This is a genomic window from Pseudomonas sp. QS1027, assembly GCF_002814235.1.
Taxonomy (GTDB): domain Bacteria; phylum Pseudomonadota; class Gammaproteobacteria; order Pseudomonadales; family Pseudomonadaceae; genus Aquipseudomonas.
This window is the reverse complement of sequence record NZ_PHSU01000016.1, coordinates 142,861-159,027: the sequence shown is the minus strand read 5'-3', so window position 1 is coordinate 159,027 and position 16,167 is coordinate 142,861. Positions and strand designations below refer to the sequence as shown.

Annotated in this window: 14 protein-coding genes; 4 read left to right on the top strand and 10 right to left on the bottom strand. The window is 62.8% G+C overall.

The window, feature by feature from the left end:
• Positions 1-203: 203 nt before the first annotated feature.
• The 8 genes from ppa to CWE01_RS16225 all read right to left on the bottom strand — a co-directional run bounded on the left by ppa (position 204) and on the right by CWE01_RS16225 (position 8,729).
• The gene (gene ppa / locus CWE01_RS16260) at positions 204-731 is read right to left on the bottom strand and encodes an inorganic diphosphatase (protein WP_100941554.1); all 528 of its coding nucleotides are present in this window, start codon (positions 729-731) and stop codon (positions 204-206) included.
• A gap of 198 nt (positions 732-929) precedes the next feature.
• Positions 930-1,769, bottom strand: a complete 840-nt coding sequence (locus CWE01_RS16255; RefSeq protein WP_100941553.1) for a zinc-dependent peptidase — start codon at positions 1,767-1,769, stop codon at positions 930-932.
• Between the two features lie 4 nt (positions 1,770-1,773).
• A complete protein-coding gene (locus CWE01_RS16250; RefSeq protein WP_100941552.1) occupies positions 1,774-2,430 on the bottom strand; it encodes a DedA family protein in 657 nt (218 codons plus the stop codon).
• A 284-nt stretch (positions 2,431-2,714) separates the two neighbouring features.
• Entirely contained in the window at positions 2,715-3,173 is a 459-nt protein-coding gene (locus CWE01_RS16245) for an N-acetyltransferase (RefSeq protein WP_100941551.1), read from the bottom strand.
• 103 nt (positions 3,174-3,276) lie between these two features.
• Positions 3,277-4,107: an ethanolamine ammonia-lyase subunit EutC gene (eutC, locus tag CWE01_RS16240; protein ID WP_100941550.1), complete on the bottom strand. Its 831-nt coding sequence runs from the start codon at positions 4,105-4,107 to the stop codon at positions 3,277-3,279.
• Positions 4,104-5,498 carry an ethanolamine ammonia-lyase subunit EutB gene (locus CWE01_RS16235; RefSeq protein ID WP_100941549.1) on the bottom strand — a complete coding sequence of 465 codons (1,395 nt, stop codon included), beginning with the start codon at positions 5,496-5,498 and terminating at the stop codon, positions 4,104-4,106. Before CWE01_RS16235 ends, eutC begins: the two co-directional genes overlap by 4 nt.
• Before the next feature lie 93 nt (positions 5,499-5,591).
• Positions 5,592-6,962, bottom strand: a complete 1,371-nt coding sequence (gene eat / locus CWE01_RS16230) for an ethanolamine permease (protein ID WP_100941548.1) — start codon at positions 6,960-6,962, stop codon at positions 5,592-5,594.
• A gap of 246 nt (positions 6,963-7,208) precedes the next feature.
• A complete protein-coding gene (locus tag CWE01_RS16225; RefSeq protein ID WP_100941547.1) occupies positions 7,209-8,729 on the bottom strand; it encodes an aldehyde dehydrogenase family protein in 1,521 nt (506 codons plus the stop codon).
• Positions 8,730-9,130: 401 nt separating this feature from the next.
• Between CWE01_RS16225 and CWE01_RS16220 the strand changes: the two genes are divergently transcribed.
• The 4 genes from CWE01_RS16220 (at position 9,131) to CWE01_RS16205 (ending at position 13,517) form a co-directional block, all read left to right on the top strand.
• Complete coding sequence (locus tag CWE01_RS16220; protein ID WP_100941546.1) at positions 9,131-11,047, top strand: sigma-54-dependent Fis family transcriptional regulator; 1,917 nt, start codon at positions 9,131-9,133, stop codon at positions 11,045-11,047.
• A 211-nt stretch (positions 11,048-11,258) separates the two neighbouring features.
• Positions 11,259-12,608 (top strand): UDP-N-acetylmuramate:L-alanyl-gamma-D-glutamyl-meso-diaminopimelate ligase, encoded by a 1,350-nt coding sequence (gene mpl, locus CWE01_RS16215; protein ID WP_100941545.1) that lies wholly within the window; start codon positions 11,259-11,261, stop codon positions 12,606-12,608.
• Positions 12,605-13,237, top strand: a complete 633-nt coding sequence (ubiX, locus tag CWE01_RS16210) for a flavin prenyltransferase UbiX (RefSeq protein ID WP_100941544.1) — start codon at positions 12,605-12,607, stop codon at positions 13,235-13,237. Before mpl ends, ubiX begins: the two co-directional genes overlap by 4 nt.
• Positions 13,230-13,517 (top strand): YceK/YidQ family lipoprotein, encoded by a 288-nt coding sequence (locus tag CWE01_RS16205; protein ID WP_100941543.1) that lies wholly within the window; start codon positions 13,230-13,232, stop codon positions 13,515-13,517. Before ubiX ends, CWE01_RS16205 begins: the two co-directional genes overlap by 8 nt.
• Before the next feature lie 189 nt (positions 13,518-13,706).
• Here the strand turns inward: CWE01_RS16205 and CWE01_RS16200 are convergent, their stop codons facing one another.
• The gene (locus tag CWE01_RS16200) at positions 13,707-14,348 is read right to left on the bottom strand and encodes an NAD(P)H-binding protein (RefSeq protein WP_100941542.1); all 642 of its coding nucleotides are present in this window, start codon (positions 14,346-14,348) and stop codon (positions 13,707-13,709) included.
• A gap of 27 nt (positions 14,349-14,375) precedes the next feature.
• Positions 14,376-16,094 (bottom strand): C13 family peptidase, encoded by a 1,719-nt coding sequence (locus CWE01_RS16195; protein ID WP_100941541.1) that lies wholly within the window; start codon positions 16,092-16,094, stop codon positions 14,376-14,378.
• Positions 16,095-16,167: the final 73 nt, after the last annotated feature.

Below are 16,167 nucleotides of genomic sequence, written 5' to 3'. Positions count from 1 at the left end.
CACCTGTTTAAATAAACGAGGTGTTCAAAAATTGTCCCCGCCAGCACACGAACTGATTGGGTTTGTTCAGAATTCCTACACTCAAATAGCTGAATCTGAATCGTCGTGTTTACCCATTAAAGCTCTTGTTTGTTTATTGGTAAACAGGCACAAAAAAACCCCGGCAAGCCGGGGTCTTTCAATTCGCGCCAGGGCGCGGCGGATCAGCCCTTGTAAGCGGCGACCGACTTCATGATTTCGGCACGGGCGGCTTCGGCATCGCCCCAACCTTCGATCTTCACCCACTTGCCCTTTTCGAGATCCTTGTAGTTCTCGAAGAAGTGCTTGATCTGCTCCAGCAGCAGCGGTGGCAGGTCAGTGTATTCCTTCACGTCGACGTACAGCTGGGACAGCTTGTCGTGCGGGACCGCGAGGACCTTGGCGTCGCCGCCGCCGTCGTCGGTCATGTGCAGGATGCCGACCGGACGGGCACGGATGACCGAGCCTGGGGTGACCGGGTACGGGGTCACGACCAGCACGTCGAGGGGATCGCCGTCGTCAGCCAGGGTGTTGGGGATGAAACCGTAGTTGGCCGGGTAGAACATCGGGGTGGCCATGAAACGGTCAACGAACAGGCAATCGCTGTCTTTGTCGATTTCGTATTTGATCGGCGCGTGGTTGGCCGGAATCTCGATCGCGACGTAGATGTCGTTCGGCAGGTCTTTGCCAGCCGGAATCTTGCTATAGCTCATTGGGCGATGCCCCCGTTGGTTGATCAGAAAACTTGGCCGGTTTGACCAAAAAGTGGCGGGGATTATAGGCATATTCCGGGGGCGATGCCACGGTCGGCGGGACGTGTGGAATACCACCTTGGTCGGGGGCTGCTGGGTAGTGTGAGGTCCCGAAGCCCTGTGGTGTGCTGACGACTGCTATCGCCAGCAAGCCGGCTCCTACAGGTGCGGTGTGGCGTCGGGGCCTTGTGCTTCGGGCTGGTAGCGCGGGTCGTGGGCCTGCAGATGTTGCAGCCGCGCCAGTGGGTCCTGGCGGTAGAACGCGCGCAATTGCTCGTACACCTGCGGGTAGGCGGTGGCCAGGATATCCGGGGCACTGAAGAAATATTCGCTGGTCACCGCGAAGAATTCCGCCGGGTTTTCCGCTGCATAAGGATCGATCGCGGTGTCGGCGTCGGGGTTGCGGTCCAACTGGCGGTTGAGGTCGTCGTAGGCATGTTGCATGACCTTGGCCCAATCGCCCACGCGCATGTCGCCGTGCAACGGTGGCAGGCCGTTGGCGCTGCCGCTGAGCATGTCGAGCTTGTGCGCCAGCTCGTGGATCACCAGGTTGTAGCCTTCCCAGCCACCGCTGGCCTGTACCCCGGGCCACGCGAGGATGATCGGGCCCTGTTGCCAGGCTTCGCCGCTGTGCTCGGCATCCCATTCGTGTTCCACGCCGCTGGCGTCGCGATGGCGCTGGGGGCTGAGGAAGTCGTCCGGGTAGAGGACGATTTCATGGAAACCCTGGTACCAGTTCAAGTCCCCCAGGTGCAGCAGCGGCAGTTGCGCCTGGGCCGCCAGCAGCAGGCGGCTTTCCTGGTCCAGTTCCACGCCTGGCAAGGCGCTCAGGTGCTTGTCGTCGAGGAACAGCACGCTGTGCTCCCGCAGCCAGCGATCCTCGGCGGCGCTCAGGCCGTCGAGGAAGCTCAGGTGTTCACGGACCCGTTGCCAGGTTTCATCGGTAACCGGATGGCGGGCCAGGGTTCGCCGGCGACGCCAGGCACTCAGCGACCACACGGGATCAGTGGGTGCCGGCTTTGGACGTGGTGTTGCCGAAGCGGCTACGGACCACGCCGACGATCATCGGCAACAGCGACAGCAGGATGATGCCGATCACCAGCAGCGACAGGTTTTTCTTGATGAACGGCACGTTGCCGAAGAAGTAACCCAGGGTCACCAGGCCGCCGACCCAGAGAATGGTGCCGAGGATGCTGAACATGAAGAAACGCGGGTAAGGCATTTTGCCAACGCCGGCGACGAACGGTGCGAAAGTCCGCAGGATCGGCAGGAAGCGCGCCAGGGTCACGGTCTTGCCGCCATGGCGGTCATAGAAGTCGTGGGTCTTCTGCAGATAGTCGCGGCGGAAGATCTTCGAGTTCGGATTGCTGAAGAGTTTCTCGCCCGCCGTTCGGCCGATGATGTAGTTGGTGCTGTCGCCGAGAATCGCCGCCAGCATCAGCAGGCCGCCCAGCAGCACCGGGTCCATGCCGCCGCCCGCGGCCACCGCGCCGGCGATGAACAGCAGCGAATCGCCCGGCAGGAACGGCATCACCACCAGGCCGGTTTCGCAGAAGATCACCAGGAACAGGATGGCGTAGATCCAGGGCCCGTAGTTGTTCACCAGCATGTCGAGGTAGACATCGAGATGCAGGACTATGTCGATCGGGTTGAAATCCATGGGTGGCACCTGTGTGGACGGTCCGACTCGGCGGACCCGTGCAAGGAAAATAGATATGCGCAGTTAACTACAAGGAATGTAGTTTTTTCGTACATTCCGTGGGAAAGCGGGATTATAAGAGTTGGAGAGATTTCTGCCTGCTGAGTTTGTAGCGGGGGATGTCGGGCGAAGGTTATGCACACGTCTGTGAGAGCGCCGGTCGACGCTCGACTGCCAGTGATTGCGATGTGATATTCACTACCGCTATCGCTGGCAAGCCAGCGCCTACAGGGCGCGTCTGGTGATCACTTTTCGTCGATCGGCAACACGTAGTTCTTGAATTCGCTGTCTTCGCGAAAGCCAATGGATTCGTAGGTTTTCTGCGCCACCAGGTTGTCGCTGCTGGTGGATACGCGCAGACGAACGGCGTGGGTGTCACGGGCCATTTTCTTCGCCGCGCGCATCAAATTGTCGGCCACCAGCTGGCGACGGGCGTCCTCGGCGACGTAGATATCGTTGAGAATCCATACCCGCTTGAGCGAGAGCGAAGAAAAGCTTGGGTACAGCTGGCAGAAACCGAGCACCTTTTTGTCGTCATCGTCGGCCAACGCCAGGTAAATCACCGACTCTTTGCGGCGTAGGCGTTTTTCCAGAAAGCTGCGGGACGAATCAGGGAAGGGCAGTGCGCCGTAGAATTCACGGTATTTGACGAACAGGGGCGTCAGCAGGTCCAGATGTTCCAGGGTCGCTTGAGTAATCCGCATAGATCAGGCCTCAACTTCGTGGATATGACGGCAAACGGTTCACTCGGGCAGCCGCAGCGTCGATGCTGCCCAAAGCGCGGGAAAAGCGCAATCCGGATGACGGTCAGTCTTGGGGCGGGCCCAGTAGGAAGTTGCCGTTCGAATGGACATCCGAATCACTCTCCAGCGTTTGCACTTGAGCCTCGTCCTTGAGATTGACCCCCGATAATTGTCGGCGGCAGGCTTCTTTCATCAGGTACAACAATTTGTGCGCGGCCATGCCGTAGCTCATGCCCTCCAGGCGTACGTTGGAGATGCAGTTGCGGTAGGCGTCGGTCAGGCCGACCTTGGGATTATAGGTGAAATACAAACCCAGGCTGTCCGGCGAGCTCAGGCCCGGGCGTTCGCCGATCAGGATCACCACCATTTTCGCCCCCAGCAGTTCGCCGACCTCATCGGCAACCGCCACGCGGCCCTGTTCCACCAGGACGACCGGCGACCGTGACCAGCCTTCGGCCTCTATCTGTTCTTCCAGGCGGGTCAGGAACGGCACCGTGTGGCGATGTACAGCGAGTGCCGACAGGCCGTCGGCGACGACAATGGCCAGGTCGACTCCGCCGGGGTAAGCCTGCGCATGCTCGCGTAGCTGCTGGGCCGACGCGCTGTTGAGCTTGCGGCCCAGGTCCGGGCGTTGCAGGTAGCTGTGGCGGTCATCGGCGGCGCTGTGCAGCAGCAGGGTTTCCTGACCGCGTTCGGCGAGCTGGGCACTCAAACCCGCGTGGTCGAACGGCAAGTGCACCGCATCGCGGGCCTGGGCGTGGGCGAACTGAAAATCCAGTTGCGCGCTAGTGGGCAGGCTGGTGCCGGTGCGTCCCAGGGCGATACGCGCCGGGGTCAGGCGGCGCAGTTGCAGCCAGGGGTTGTCGTTGTCGATCTCTTTGGCCATGTCGTTCATCCGAGCTGCGCCAGTGCCTGGCGAAACGCCGGGGGCAGGCTGTTGCCAAAGTGCACCTTGCCATCGGCCTGGGTAAAGATGCCCATCTTCGCCAGCCACTGTTCGAACTCCGGCGCGGGCTTCAGGCCCAGGGTCTGGCGGGCATACAAGGCATCGTGGAACGAGGTGGTCTGGTAGTTGAGCATGATGTCGTCGGAGCCGGGGATACCCATGATGAAGTTGATCCCGGCCACCCCCAGCAGGGTCAGCAGGGTGTCCATATCGTCCTGGTCGGCTTCGGCGTGGTTGGTATAGCAGATGTCGCAGCCCATGGGCACGCCCAGCAGCTTGCCGCAGAAGTGATCTTCGAGGCCGGCGCGGATGATCTGCTTGCCGTTGTAGAGGTATTCCGGGCCGATAAAGCCGACCACGGTGTTGACCAGGAAAGGTTTGAAATGCCGGGCCACGGCGTAGGCGCGGGTTTCGCAGGTCTGCTGGTCGACGCCGAAGTGGGCGTTGGCCGACAGGGCACTGCCCTGGCCGGTCTCGAAATACATCAGGTTTTGCCCGAGGGTCCCGCGATTCAGGCTCAGGCCGGCGTCGTAGCCTTCCTGCAGGACGCTCAGGCTGATGCCGAAACTGGCGTTGGCCGCTTCGGTGCCGGCAATCGACTGGAACACCAGGTCCAGGGGAACGCCGCGGTTGATCGCCTCGATGGAGGTGGTGACGTGGGTCAGCACGCAGGCCTGGGTGGGGATTTCGTAGCGCTTGATCACTGCGTCGAGCATGTTCAGCAGGTCGCAGATCGAGGTCAGGCTGTCGGTGGCCGGGTTGATCCCGATCATCGCGTCGCCGTTGCCGTAGAGCAGGCCGTCGAGGACGCTGGCGGCGATGCCGGCCGGATCGTCGGTGGGGTGGTTGGGTTGCAGGCGGGTCGACAGGCGACCGCGCAGGCCCAGGGTGCCGCGGAATTTGGTCACCACGCGAATCTTCTGGGCGACAAGTATCAGATCCTGCACACGCATGATCTTCGACACGGCGGCGGCCATTTCCGGGGTCAGGCCCGGGGCCAGGGCGCGCAGGCTCTGTTCGTCGGCGGCGTCGCTGAGCAGCCAGTCGCGCAGGCCGCCGACGGTCAGGTGGCTGACGACGGCGAAGGCCTGTTTGTCGTGGGTGTCGACGATCAGCCGGGTGACTTCGTCGGATTCGTAGGGGATGAGCATCTCCTCGAGGAAATGCTTGAGGGGAATATTGGCCAGGGCCATCTGGGCCGCGACCCGTTCGCCGTCATTGAGGGCGGCGACCCCGGCCAGGAAATCACCGGAGCGGGCGGGGCTGGCCTTGGCCATGACATCCTTGAGGCTGTCGAAGCGATAGGTCTGGGCGCCGACGGAATGGGCGAATGTGGCCATGGGGCGGGGTCCTCCTGAACCTTTGCAGGCGATGAATGTAGCCGGTGTTCATATGTACAGCGTCGGGGCGCGGGACGCCCCGCGCTGGTGCAATCAGTTACCCGTGAGCATAGCGTCCGCCGGCGCGTCCAGGCGCTGGCTGGCGGTCAATTGGAAGTAGATGAAACCTACCACCATGAAACCGAGGAAAATCAGGCCGATCAGCGTGTTGAACCAGGCCATTGCAATCAGGCACACCACCGCCAGGACCAGCGCGATACCCGGGACGATCGGGTAGCCCGGGGCGCGGAAGCTGCGTTCCAGGTTCGGCTCGGTTTTACGCAGTTTGAACAGGCTCAGCATACTGATGATGTACATCACGATGGCGCCGAATACCGACATGGTGATCATCGCCGCCGTCAAACTCATGCCCTGCAGGTTGACCAGGCCGTCGCTGTAGATCGCCGCGATGCCGACTACGCCGCCGGCCAGGATGGCCCGGTGCGGGGTCTGGAAACGTGACAGCTTGGCCAGCGAACGTGGCAGGTAACCGGCCCGGGCCAGGGCGAAGAACTGCCGCGAGTAGCCGAGGATGATGCCGTGGAAACTCGCCACCAGGCCGAACAGGCCGATCCACACCAGCATGTGCATCCAGCTGGAGTTGTTGCCGACCACGGCTTTCATTGCCTGGGGCAACGGGTCGTTGATGTTCGACAGCTGGCGCCAGTCGCCGACGCCGCCGGCCATCACCATCACGCCGAGGGCCAGGAATACCAGGGTCAGGATGCCGCCGACATAGGCTTTGGGAATGGTGCGCTTGGGGTCCTTGGCTTCTTCGGCGGCCATGGCCGCGCCTTCGATGGCCAGGAAGAACCAGATCGCAAAGGGGATCGCGGCAAAGATGCCGGGGATCGAGTCGATGCTGAAGTTGGTCGAGCCGGACCAGCCGTTGAGCACGAAATTGCTGAAACTGAAGCCCGGCGCGACCACGCCCATGAACACCAGCAACTCGGCGACCGCGAGCACCGTCACCACCAGTTCGAAGGTGGCGGCGATGCTGACGCCAAGGATGTTCAGGCCCATGAACACCACATAGGCGCCGACGGCGGCCAGGCGCGGGTCGAGGTCCGGGTACTGGACGTTGAGGTAGGCGCCGATGGCCATGGCAATGGCCGGTGGAGCGAAGACGAATTCGATCAGGGTGGCGATCCCGGCGATCAGTCCGCCGCGTTCGCCAAAGGCCCGACGGCTGTAGGCAAAGGGCCCACCAGCGTGGGGAATCGCGGTGGTCAGTTCGGTGAAGCTGAAGATGAAGCAGGTGTACATGGTCGCCACCAGCAGGGTGGTGACGAGAAAGCCCAGGGTACCGGCGGTGCCCCAGCCATAGCTCCAGCCGAAGTATTCGCCGGAGATCACCAGGCCCACGGCAATGCCCCATAGATGCAGCGTGCCGAGGGTGGGTTTGAGTGCTGTTTGGGTTGTCATAAGTCCTCGCTTGTCATTTTTATTGTTGGGTTGTTGGACTTGCGGGTGTCGATTTTCTGTACAGCGTGCACGCAAAGCCCGTGCCAGAGCGGCCAGGCGTTGTTTTTGGGGTGTCAGTGGGGGCCTCTTCGCGGCGGTTCGGCGCCCCGACAAGCCCTGCTCCTACAGGATTTGTGTTGTAACGCCGTAGTGCATACGACGCATAACTGTAGGAGCAGGGCTTCCCCGCGAAGGCGGCCTCAGGGTTTAGAAGAACCCAAGCGGATTGATGTCATAGCTCACCAGCAGGTTCTTGGTCTGCTGGTAATGATCGAGCATCATTTTGTGGGTTTCGCGACCCACGCCGGACTTCTTGTAACCGCCGAACGCCGCATGCGCCGGGTACAGGTGGTAGCAGTTGGTCCAGACGCGACCGGCCTTGATCGCCCGGCCCACGCGGTAGGCGCGGTTGATATCACGGGTCCACAGGCCCGCACCCAGGCCGAACTCGGTGTCGTTGGCAATCGCCAGGGCTTCGGCTTCGTCCTTGAAGGTGGTGATGCTCACCACCGGGCCAAAGATTTCTTCCTGGAACACGCGCATCTTGTTGGTGCCCTTGAGCAGGGTCGGCTGGATGTAATAGCCGGTGGCCAGATCGCCCTCGAGTTTTTGCACCTGGCCGCCGGTCAGCAACTGCGCACCTTCCTGCTTGGCGATTTCCAGGTAGGAGAGGATCTTGTCGAACTGCTGCTCGGAAGCCTGGGCGCCGACCATGGTGTCGGTGTCCAGCGGGTCGCCCCGTTTGATCTGCTCGACTTTCTTCATCACCACTTGCATGAACTCGTCGTAGATCGACTCTTCAATCAGGGCGCGGGACGGGCAGGTGCAGACTTCGCCCTGGTTGAAAAAGGCCAGGACCAGGCCTTCGGCGGCTTTTTCAATAAAGCTCGGCTCGGCTTTCATGATGTCGGCGAAGAAGATGTTCGGCGACTTGCCGCCCAGTTCCACGGTGGACGGGATGATGTTCTCGGCCGCGCATTTCATGATGTGCGAGCCGACCGGGGTCGAGCCGGTAAAGGCGATCTTGGCGATACGCTTGCTGGTGGCCAGGGCTTCGCCGGCTTCTTTGCCGAACCCTTGCACCACGTTCAATACGCCGGGTGGCAGGAGGTCGCCGATCAGTTCCATCAGCACGGTGATGCCCAGTGGAGTCTGCTCGGCCGGTTTGAGCACCACGCAGTTGCCGGCGGCCAGGGCCGGGGCGAGTTTCCAGGCGGCCATCAGGATCGGGAAGTTCCACGGGATGATCTGCCCGACCACGCCCAGTGGTTCATGGATGTGATAGGCCACGGTGTTGCCGTCGATTTCCGCGGCACTGCCTTCCTGGGCGCGCAGGCAACCGGCGAAGTAACGGAAGTGGTCAGCGGCCAGCGGGATATCGGCGTTGAGGGTTTCGCGCACGGCCTTGCCGTTGTCCCAGCTTTCGGTGATGGCCAGCAGTTCGAGGTTCTGTTCGATACGGTCGGCGATTTTCAGCAGGACCAGTGAGCGCGCCTGGACCGAAGTGGCACCCCAGGCATCGGCCGCGGCATGGGCGGCGTCGAGGGCCTTGTCGATGTCCTTGGCGTTGGAACGGGGGAACTCGGCGATGGCCTTGCCATTGACCGGAGAAGTATTGGTGAAGTACTGGCCGTCGACAGGCGCGACGAATTCACCATTGATGTAGTTGCCGTACTTGGACTTGAACGTAACGATGGCGCCGGCAGTACCAGGGTGGGCGTAACGCATGGTGTGTCTCCTTGGCTATTGTGCTTATAAGGGAGTACGCGCTTGAGCGCTTGATAAGCGTAGAGCAAAGGTCGGGCCAGTGCGTCGTGGACCGGGCGCCAGAGCGGTTGCCAGGTGTGTTCGATGACGGATGGCGGGGGTATTGCGACAGGGGTGACACAGTCAGGGGGACAGTTTGTGCCACTCCTGGCACAGCCTGTGACTCGCCAGTCGCAGGGTGATTGCATTGCGTGGGTGGCTGGAGGATGCTGGGCATCCAGGTGAATGTGCACGATATTTTCGGACACCACGAAACCTTGTAGGAGCCGGCTTGCTGGCGATAGCGGCCGATCAGGCGATGCAAGGCTCATTGGCCCCATCGCCAGCAAGTCGGCTCCTACAGGTCGGGAGAATAATAAGAAATGCAGAACAACCATCTGAGTCGCCATGCCCAGCAGGTGCTGACCGTGACCCAGGGCAAAGCCCACCCGGGTGGCCCCGGCAGTGACCCGTCCATCGCCCGCTCCTGGCTGCGCTGCCTGGAGGACTATCACCTCGACCCCTCGCTGAGCATCGCCCCCACCGTGCTCGAGCATGGTCGCCTGCTGGAAAGCCGCGAGCACCTGCGCCAGGTCCTGCAGATCGCCGGCAATGAAATGACCAGCCTGCACCAGCAGCTCTCCGGCGCCGGTCACGCGGTGCTGCTCACCGATGCCCGCGGGGTGATCCTCAACTGCGTCACCGCCCCCGCCGAACGCAAGATCTTCGAGCGCGCCGGTCTCTGGCTCGGCGCCGACTGGAGCGAGGCCTGCGAAGGCACCAACGGCATCGGCACCTGCCTGGTGGAGCGCCAGTCTTTGACCATTCATCAGGATGAACATTTCCGTGGCCGCCACACCGGCCTGACCTGTTCCGCCAGCCCGGTCTTCGATCCTCATGGCGAATTGATGGCGGTGCTCGACGTGTCTTCGGCCCGCCCGGACGTGTCGCGCCAGAGTCAGTTCCACACCATGGCGCTGGTCAACCTCTCGGCGAAGATGATCGAGAGCTGCTATTTCCTCCGCCATTACGACAACCACTGGCTGCTGCGCTTCCATTTGCAGGCCGAGTCGGTGGGGCTGTTCAGCGAAGGGTTGCTGGCGTTTGATGGCGAAGGGCGGATCAGTGCCGTCAACCAGAGTGCCCTGAACCTGCTGGGGCAGGGGCGCAGCGGTTTGCTGGGCCAGCCGGTGGAGGCGTTCTTCGACTGCTCGCTGGATGAACTGCTCGGCCGCGCCAGTGCCCAGGCCAGCGCCAGTTGGCCGTTGCGCACCCGTGATGGCCGGGCCCTGTTCGCGGTGTTGCGTGGCCAGCCACGCAGTGTGCCCAAGGTGTTGGCAGCGACGCCGATGCCGCTGGAGCGACCGAAGCTGTCCAACATCTGCCTCGGCGATCCGGCCTTGCAGACGGATTTTCGCCGGGCGCTGCGGGTTTTCGAGCGTGATGTACCGTTGTTGATCAACGGCGAAACCGGCTCGGGCAAGGAGGCCTTCGCCAAGGCGGTGCACCAGGCCAGCCAGCGCGCCGAGAAGGCCTTTGTCGCCCTCAACTGCGCGGCGATTCCCGAGAGCCTGATCGAAAGCGAACTGTTCGGTTATCGCGGCGGCAGCTTTACCGGCGCGCGCAAGGAAGGCATGCGCGGCAAGCTGCAACAGGCCGATGGCGGCACGCTGTTTCTCGATGAGATCGGCGATATGCCGCTGGCCTTGCAGACCCGACTGCTGCGGGTGCTGGAGGATCGCCAGGTGGTGCCCATCGGCGGCGAACCGGAGGCGGTCAATGTGCGCATCATCAGCGCCACGCACCGCAACCTGATGGAGCGGGTCGGCGACGGCAGCTTCCGCGAGGATTTGTACTACCGGCTCAATGGGCTGGAGGTCGGCCTGCCGGCGTTGCGTGAGCGCAGCGACAAGTCGCAGTTGCTGGATTTCCTGCTGGCGGAGGAGGCCGGCGAGCAGCCCGTATTGATCGACGCGGCCGCGCGCCAGGCGCTGCTGGCGTTCGAATGGCCGGGCAATGTGCGGCAGATGCGGACGGTGTTGCGCACGCTGGCGGCGTTGTGCGAGGACGGTCGGATCGGTCTTGAGGACCTGCCGACGCTGATCCGCCAGGCGCGGCCGAGCCTGGTTGCGGTGGCGGTTGATGAGCCGTCCGCACATCCCCTCGAAGACGCCGAGCGCCTGGCTTTGCTCAATGCCCTGGAGCAGCAGCGCTGGCATATGACCCACACGGCGGAGCAGTTGGGCGTGAGTCGCAACACCTTGTATCGCAAGCTGCGCAAGCACGGGATCGCTCGCTAGGCCTGCTTCGGTCTCGAGTACAAGTGTGCCTGTACTGACGCCTTCGCGGGCAAGCCCTGCTCCTACAGGATTTGTGTTGTAACGCCATGGTGCGTATGGCGCATAACTGTAGGAGCCTGGCTTGCCAGCGAAGGCGTCCTTGAGCCAGAAACACCAGGTGCGATTTCCCCCGCCCTGGGCTAACCTGCGACCACGTTTTACGAGGTCGACTATGCACATTCATATTCTGGGTATCTGCGGTACGTTCATGGGTTCGATGGCCGTGCTGGCCAAGGAACTGGGCCATCACGTCACCGGTTCCGATGCCAACGTCTATCCGCCGATGAGTACCCAGCTCCAGGCCCAGGGCATCGAGCTGACCCAGGGCTACGATCCGGCACAACTCGATCCGGCCCCGGACCTGGTGGTGATCGGCAATGCCATGTCCCGTGGCAATCCAGCGGTCGAGTACGTCTTGAACAAGGGCCTGCCCTATGTGTCCGGCCCGCAGTGGCTGGCGGACCATGTGCTGCAAGGCCGCTGGGTCCTGGCCGTGGCCGGCACCCATGGCAAGACCACCACCAGCAGCATGCTCGCCTGGGTCCTGGAACACGCCGGCATGAGCCCGGGTTTCCTGATCGGCGGCGTGCCGCAGAACTTCTCGGTGTCGGCCCGCCTGGGCAGCACGCCGTTCTTCGTGATCGAAGCCGATGAGTACGACAGCGCCTTTTTCGACAAGCGCTCGAAGTTCGTCCACTACCGTCCGCGCACCGCGATCCTGAATAACCTGGAATTCGATCACGCGGATATTTTCCCGGATCTGGCGGCGATCGAGCGGCAATTCCACCATCTGGTGCGGACCATCCCGAGCGAAGGCCTGGTGATCCACCCGACCACCGAGCCGGCGTTGCAGCGGGTGATCGAAATGGGCTGCTGGACCCCGGTGCAGACCACCGGCGCCGGCGGTCAGTGGCAGGTCAAGTTGCTCAGCGAAGATGGCTCGCGCTTTGAAGTGATGTTCGAAGGCGTGGCCCAAGGTGTGGTCGAGTGGGATCTGACTGGCCAGCACAACGTTGCCAATGCCCTGGCCACCCTGGCGGCGGCGCGGCATGTCGGTGTGGTGCCAGCCATGGGCATTGCCGCCCTCAGTGCGTTCAAGAGCGTGAAGCGGCGGATGGAAAAAGTCGCCGAAGTCCACGGGGTGACGATCTATGACGACTTCGCCCACCACCCGACGGCGATTGCCACCACCCTGGATGGCCTGCGCAAGAAAATCGGCGATGCGCCCTTGATCGCCATTATCGAGCCGCGCTCCAACTCGATGAAGCTCGGTGCCCACCGCGACGGTTTGCCGGACAGCGTGGTCCAGGCCGACCAGGTGATCTGGTATGCGCCGGCCAATCTCGGTTGGGACCTGGGCGCCACCGCGGCGTTGTGCTCGGTACCGTCCATCGTCAGCGATTCCCTGGAAGGCATTATCGAACGGGTGAAAAGCCAGGCCAAACCCGGCACCCACGTGGTGATCATGAGCAACGGCGGCTTTGGCGGCCTGCACGGCAAACTGGCCGAGGCGCTGCAATGAACAACGGACCGGAACGCATCACCCTGGCGATGACCGGCGCTTCCGGCGCGCCCTATGGTCTGCGCCTGCTCGATTGCCTGGTGCGTGAGGACCGCGAGGTGCACTTCCTGATCTCCAAGGCCGCGCAGTTGGTGATGGCCACCGAGACCGACGTGGCGCTGCCGCCCAAGCCGCAGATGATGCAGGCTTTTCTCACCGAGTACACCGGCGCGGCCGCCGGGCAGATTCGGGTGTATGGCAAGGAAGACTGGATGTCGCCGGTGGCTTCGGGCTCCGGCGCGCCGGCGGCGATGGTGGTGGTGCCGTGTTCCACCGGGACCTTGTCGGCCATTGCCACGGGGGCCTGCAACAACCTGATCGAGCGGGCGGCGGATGTCACCCTCAAGGAGCGCCGCCAGTTGATCCTGGTGCCGCGCGAGGCGCCGTATTCGAGTATTCACCTGGAGCACATGCTCAAGCTGTCGAATATGGGGGTGACCATCCTGCCGGCGTCGCCGGGCTTTTATCATCAGCCACAGACCATCGATGACCTGGTGGATTTTGTCGTGGCGCGGATTCTCAATCTGTTGAATATCCCCCAGGACATGCTGCCACGTTGGGGTGAGCATCATTTGAGCAGTGATGAGTAGGTCGCTGCTGTACCTGTTGCTGGCGCTGCAGCTGGCCGGCTGTGCGACCGTGCGGACCCTGGATGCCGGGAAGACCGGAGCACCCATCGTGTATTCGGGAATGCGCCTGGATTTGTATGCGTTGCAGGGTGGTTGTTGCGCTTATGACCACTTTGGCGCGGAGGCGCCGAGTTATCCCGGGGTGGATCTGCCGGCCAGCGCGTTGCTGGATACGCTGTTGTTGCCGTTGTCGGTGTTGACGGTGCTGGGCGTGGGGTATCAGGCGACGGGTGGGTTGTAGAACCGGGTGCCCTGCACCCGGATCGCCAGCAAGCCGGCTCCGACAGGTTAAATCGGTGTTCCAGCACAAAAACATCTTCGTGCCCAACCCTGCAGGAGCCGGCTTGCTGGCGATGGCGTCCGGATAGGCACCGCAAGACTCAAGAGCCTCATTGCTGCGTCCCGACAAGCCAGCTCCTGCAAGGTGAGGTTACTTGCCCAACCGGCGCAATTCGTCCGACTCGACAACCCGCACCCCGTCCTGCTCTTCCAGCGCCAGGCGCCACAGCGCTCGCGCCAACTGGCAGGCTTCGATACCGCGATACTTCCCTGGAATCAGCTTCGACAGCGGTGCCGCCAACTGTTCCGCCAGGCGCGGCTCGATCCGCTCGCCCAGCAATAACGAGGGTCGGGCGATGGTCAACTGCGGCCAGTTCTGCGCTCGCAGTGACTGTTCCATCTCGCCCTTGACCCGGCTGTAGAACACCTTGGACTTCGGATCGGCATCGATGGCACTGACCACGATCAGGTGCCGCGCGCCCATTTCCCGCGCGCGCTTGCCGAAAGCCACGACCATGTCATGGTCCACGGCACGAAACGCTTCCTCGGAACCCGCCAGCTTGATGGTGGTGCCCAGGCAGCAGATCGCCAGGTCCACGCGGCCACTCAATTGCGGCAGGAAAATCGCTGGATCGCCCACCGGATTTTCCAGGTGCGGATGCTCGGCCAGCGGTCGGCGCGACGGCGCCAGTACACGGGTAACCGTCGGCTCGTTGAGCAGGCGGTCGAGTAGATGTTCACCGGTCAGACCGGTGGCTCCAGCGAGCAGGATATGCTGAGGCGTCAAGTACATAAAATACCCCTCTTGATACAGTTCAGCTTAGTTGCTCTTGGCAGTCTTGCTGTCTAGCGAAGCGCTTTGCAACGCTTTTCGTGCCTGTTGTTTACGCAGTGCCTGCCAATGTGCCAGCACACCCTTGGGGGCCCAGATCTGTGGTTCCGATGCTTCGAAATTATCCGCCTGTTCGCGCTCGGCGACATGGGCCTTGGCCAGGGCGAAAGCTTGCTGCAGGTCGTCGGTCTGGTTCAGCGCCTGGGCGAACAGGGCGTCACCGAAATAGGTGAAATCCGCCTCCTCGGAGCAACCGAAGGAGACCCGGTCTTCGCGGGACGCGGTCATGATCAGGGTTCTTTCATCCTTGAGCGCCGGGATGAAACCGCCGGAGTAACAGGCGGAAATCACGATGACCTTGTCGCGGTTCTTCAGCGGTGCCAGCGCCGAGGCCAGTTCGTCGGCCGGCAGGTCGGCCAGTTCCAGGCGCGGCTGATCGAGGACCAGCTCATGTTCATGGGTGCCATGGCTGGTCAGGTAGATGAAGATCAGGTCTTCCGGCCCGCTGCGCTCGGCCAGGGTCTGGGCGGCGCGGCGCAGGTTCTCGCGGGTGGCCATCGGGCGATCGCCAAGGTGGTCGCGATGGTTCACCAGGCTGATCTGGCCATAGGCGCCGAAGCGGGTGGCGAGCATCTGGTTGACGTAATCGGCCTCGCGCATGAAGACGCTTTGCTTGCCGTCGCCGGCCAGCACCAGGCTGTAGAGTTCGATGGCCGGAGTCGAGGCCGGCACGGCGGCCAGGGCTTTTTCCAGCAGCGGGCCCTGGGCCAGCAGGCCGAGCTCCAGCAGATCGGGCAGCAGCTTGCCGTCGGCATCGCGGACCCGCTGGCCGTTGGTCCAGGTGCCGCTTTGCACTGTGCCGTCGGCCAGGGTCAGGCTGCCACGGCCGTTATAGGTGTCGCTGGCGAATTCGCCGATGTAGACGCTGCCGTCGGCCAGGGTCAAATGCCCCTCGCCGTTGAAGCGCCACTCGCTGAACTCGCCGCGATAGTGGCTGCCGTCGACGCCGATCAGTTGGCCCTTGCCGTTGAGCACGCCTTCCTTGAACTCACCGATCCAGACATCGCCATCGGCGTTTTCGTAGCGGCCCTTGCCATTCAGCTGGTTGCGCTTGAAGCCGCCGGCATACTGGTCGCCGTCGGCGCTGTTGAAGGTGCCGACCCCTTCCAGTTGACCGTTGACGAAGTGGCCGGTGAACAGGTTGCCGTTGGCATCGCTGCGCTGGCCTTCACCGTTGGGCTTGCCGTGGGCGAACTCGCCCTGGTATTGGCTGCCGTCTTCCAGTTCCAGGTGGCCGAGGCCGGAGTACTGGTCGTCCTTGAATTCGCCACGGTAGGTCATGCCGGCTTCTTTGAGCGTGCCTTCGCCGTCGCGCCGGCCCTGCTTGAAGCCGCCGGTGTAGTTGCTGTCGTGCACGGTCAAGGTGCCCTGGCCGTGGAACAGGCCCTGCTGGAACTGGCCCTTGTAGACCTCGCCATTGCTGCCATGCCACTCGCCGTCGCCTTGCCACTGGCCATGGTCGAACTGGCCGGCGTACCAGCTGCCGCTGGGGTAGTCGATGCGTCCCTGGCCTTGCAGCAGCCCATTGACCACTTCGCCGCGATAGCGACCGCCGTCCGGCAGACGAGCGTCCGGCGGCAGTAGCGATTCGCCATCACCGCAGGCGGTGAGCAGCAGGGTCAAAGCAAGGGGTACGAGTGGGCGCATAACGGGATCCGGATAATTAGGGGACCGAGTATGCCGTAGCAATATGGCGTGTCCAGTGTCCTGCACGAAACAG

Excerpts from the sequence above, each read along its gene's own strand:
- ppa (WP_100941554.1), bottom strand. The coding sequence starts at position 731 with ATGAGCTATAGCAAGATTCCGGCTGGCAAAGACCTGCCGAACGACATC.
- CWE01_RS16250 (WP_100941552.1), bottom strand. The coding sequence starts at position 2,430 with ATGGATTTCAACCCGATCGACATAGTCCTGCATCTCGATGTCTACCTC.
- CWE01_RS16245 (WP_100941551.1), bottom strand. The coding sequence starts at position 3,173 with ATGCGGATTACTCAAGCGACCCTGGAACATCTGGACCTGCTGACGCCC.
- eutC (WP_100941550.1), bottom strand. The coding sequence starts at position 4,107 with ATGAACGACATGGCCAAAGAGATCGACAACGACAACCCCTGGCTGCAA.
- CWE01_RS16235 (WP_100941549.1), bottom strand. The coding sequence starts at position 5,498 with ATGGCCACATTCGCCCATTCCGTCGGCGCCCAGACCTATCGCTTCGAC.
- eat (WP_100941548.1), bottom strand. The coding sequence starts at position 6,962 with ATGACAACCCAAACAGCACTCAAACCCACCCTCGGCACGCTGCATCTA.
- CWE01_RS16225 (WP_100941547.1), bottom strand. The coding sequence starts at position 8,729 with ATGCGTTACGCCCACCCTGGTACTGCCGGCGCCATCGTTACGTTCAAG.
- CWE01_RS16220 (WP_100941546.1), top strand. The coding sequence starts at position 9,131 with ATGCAGAACAACCATCTGAGTCGCCATGCCCAGCAGGTGCTGACCGTG.
- mpl (WP_100941545.1), top strand. The coding sequence starts at position 11,259 with ATGCACATTCATATTCTGGGTATCTGCGGTACGTTCATGGGTTCGATG.
- ubiX (WP_100941544.1), top strand. The coding sequence starts at position 12,605 with ATGAACAACGGACCGGAACGCATCACCCTGGCGATGACCGGCGCTTCC.
- CWE01_RS16205 (WP_100941543.1), top strand. The coding sequence starts at position 13,230 with ATGAGTAGGTCGCTGCTGTACCTGTTGCTGGCGCTGCAGCTGGCCGGC.
- CWE01_RS16200 (WP_100941542.1), bottom strand. The coding sequence starts at position 14,348 with ATGTACTTGACGCCTCAGCATATCCTGCTCGCTGGAGCCACCGGTCTG.
- CWE01_RS16195 (WP_100941541.1), bottom strand. The coding sequence starts at position 16,094 with ATGCGCCCACTCGTACCCCTTGCTTTGACCCTGCTGCTCACCGCCTGC.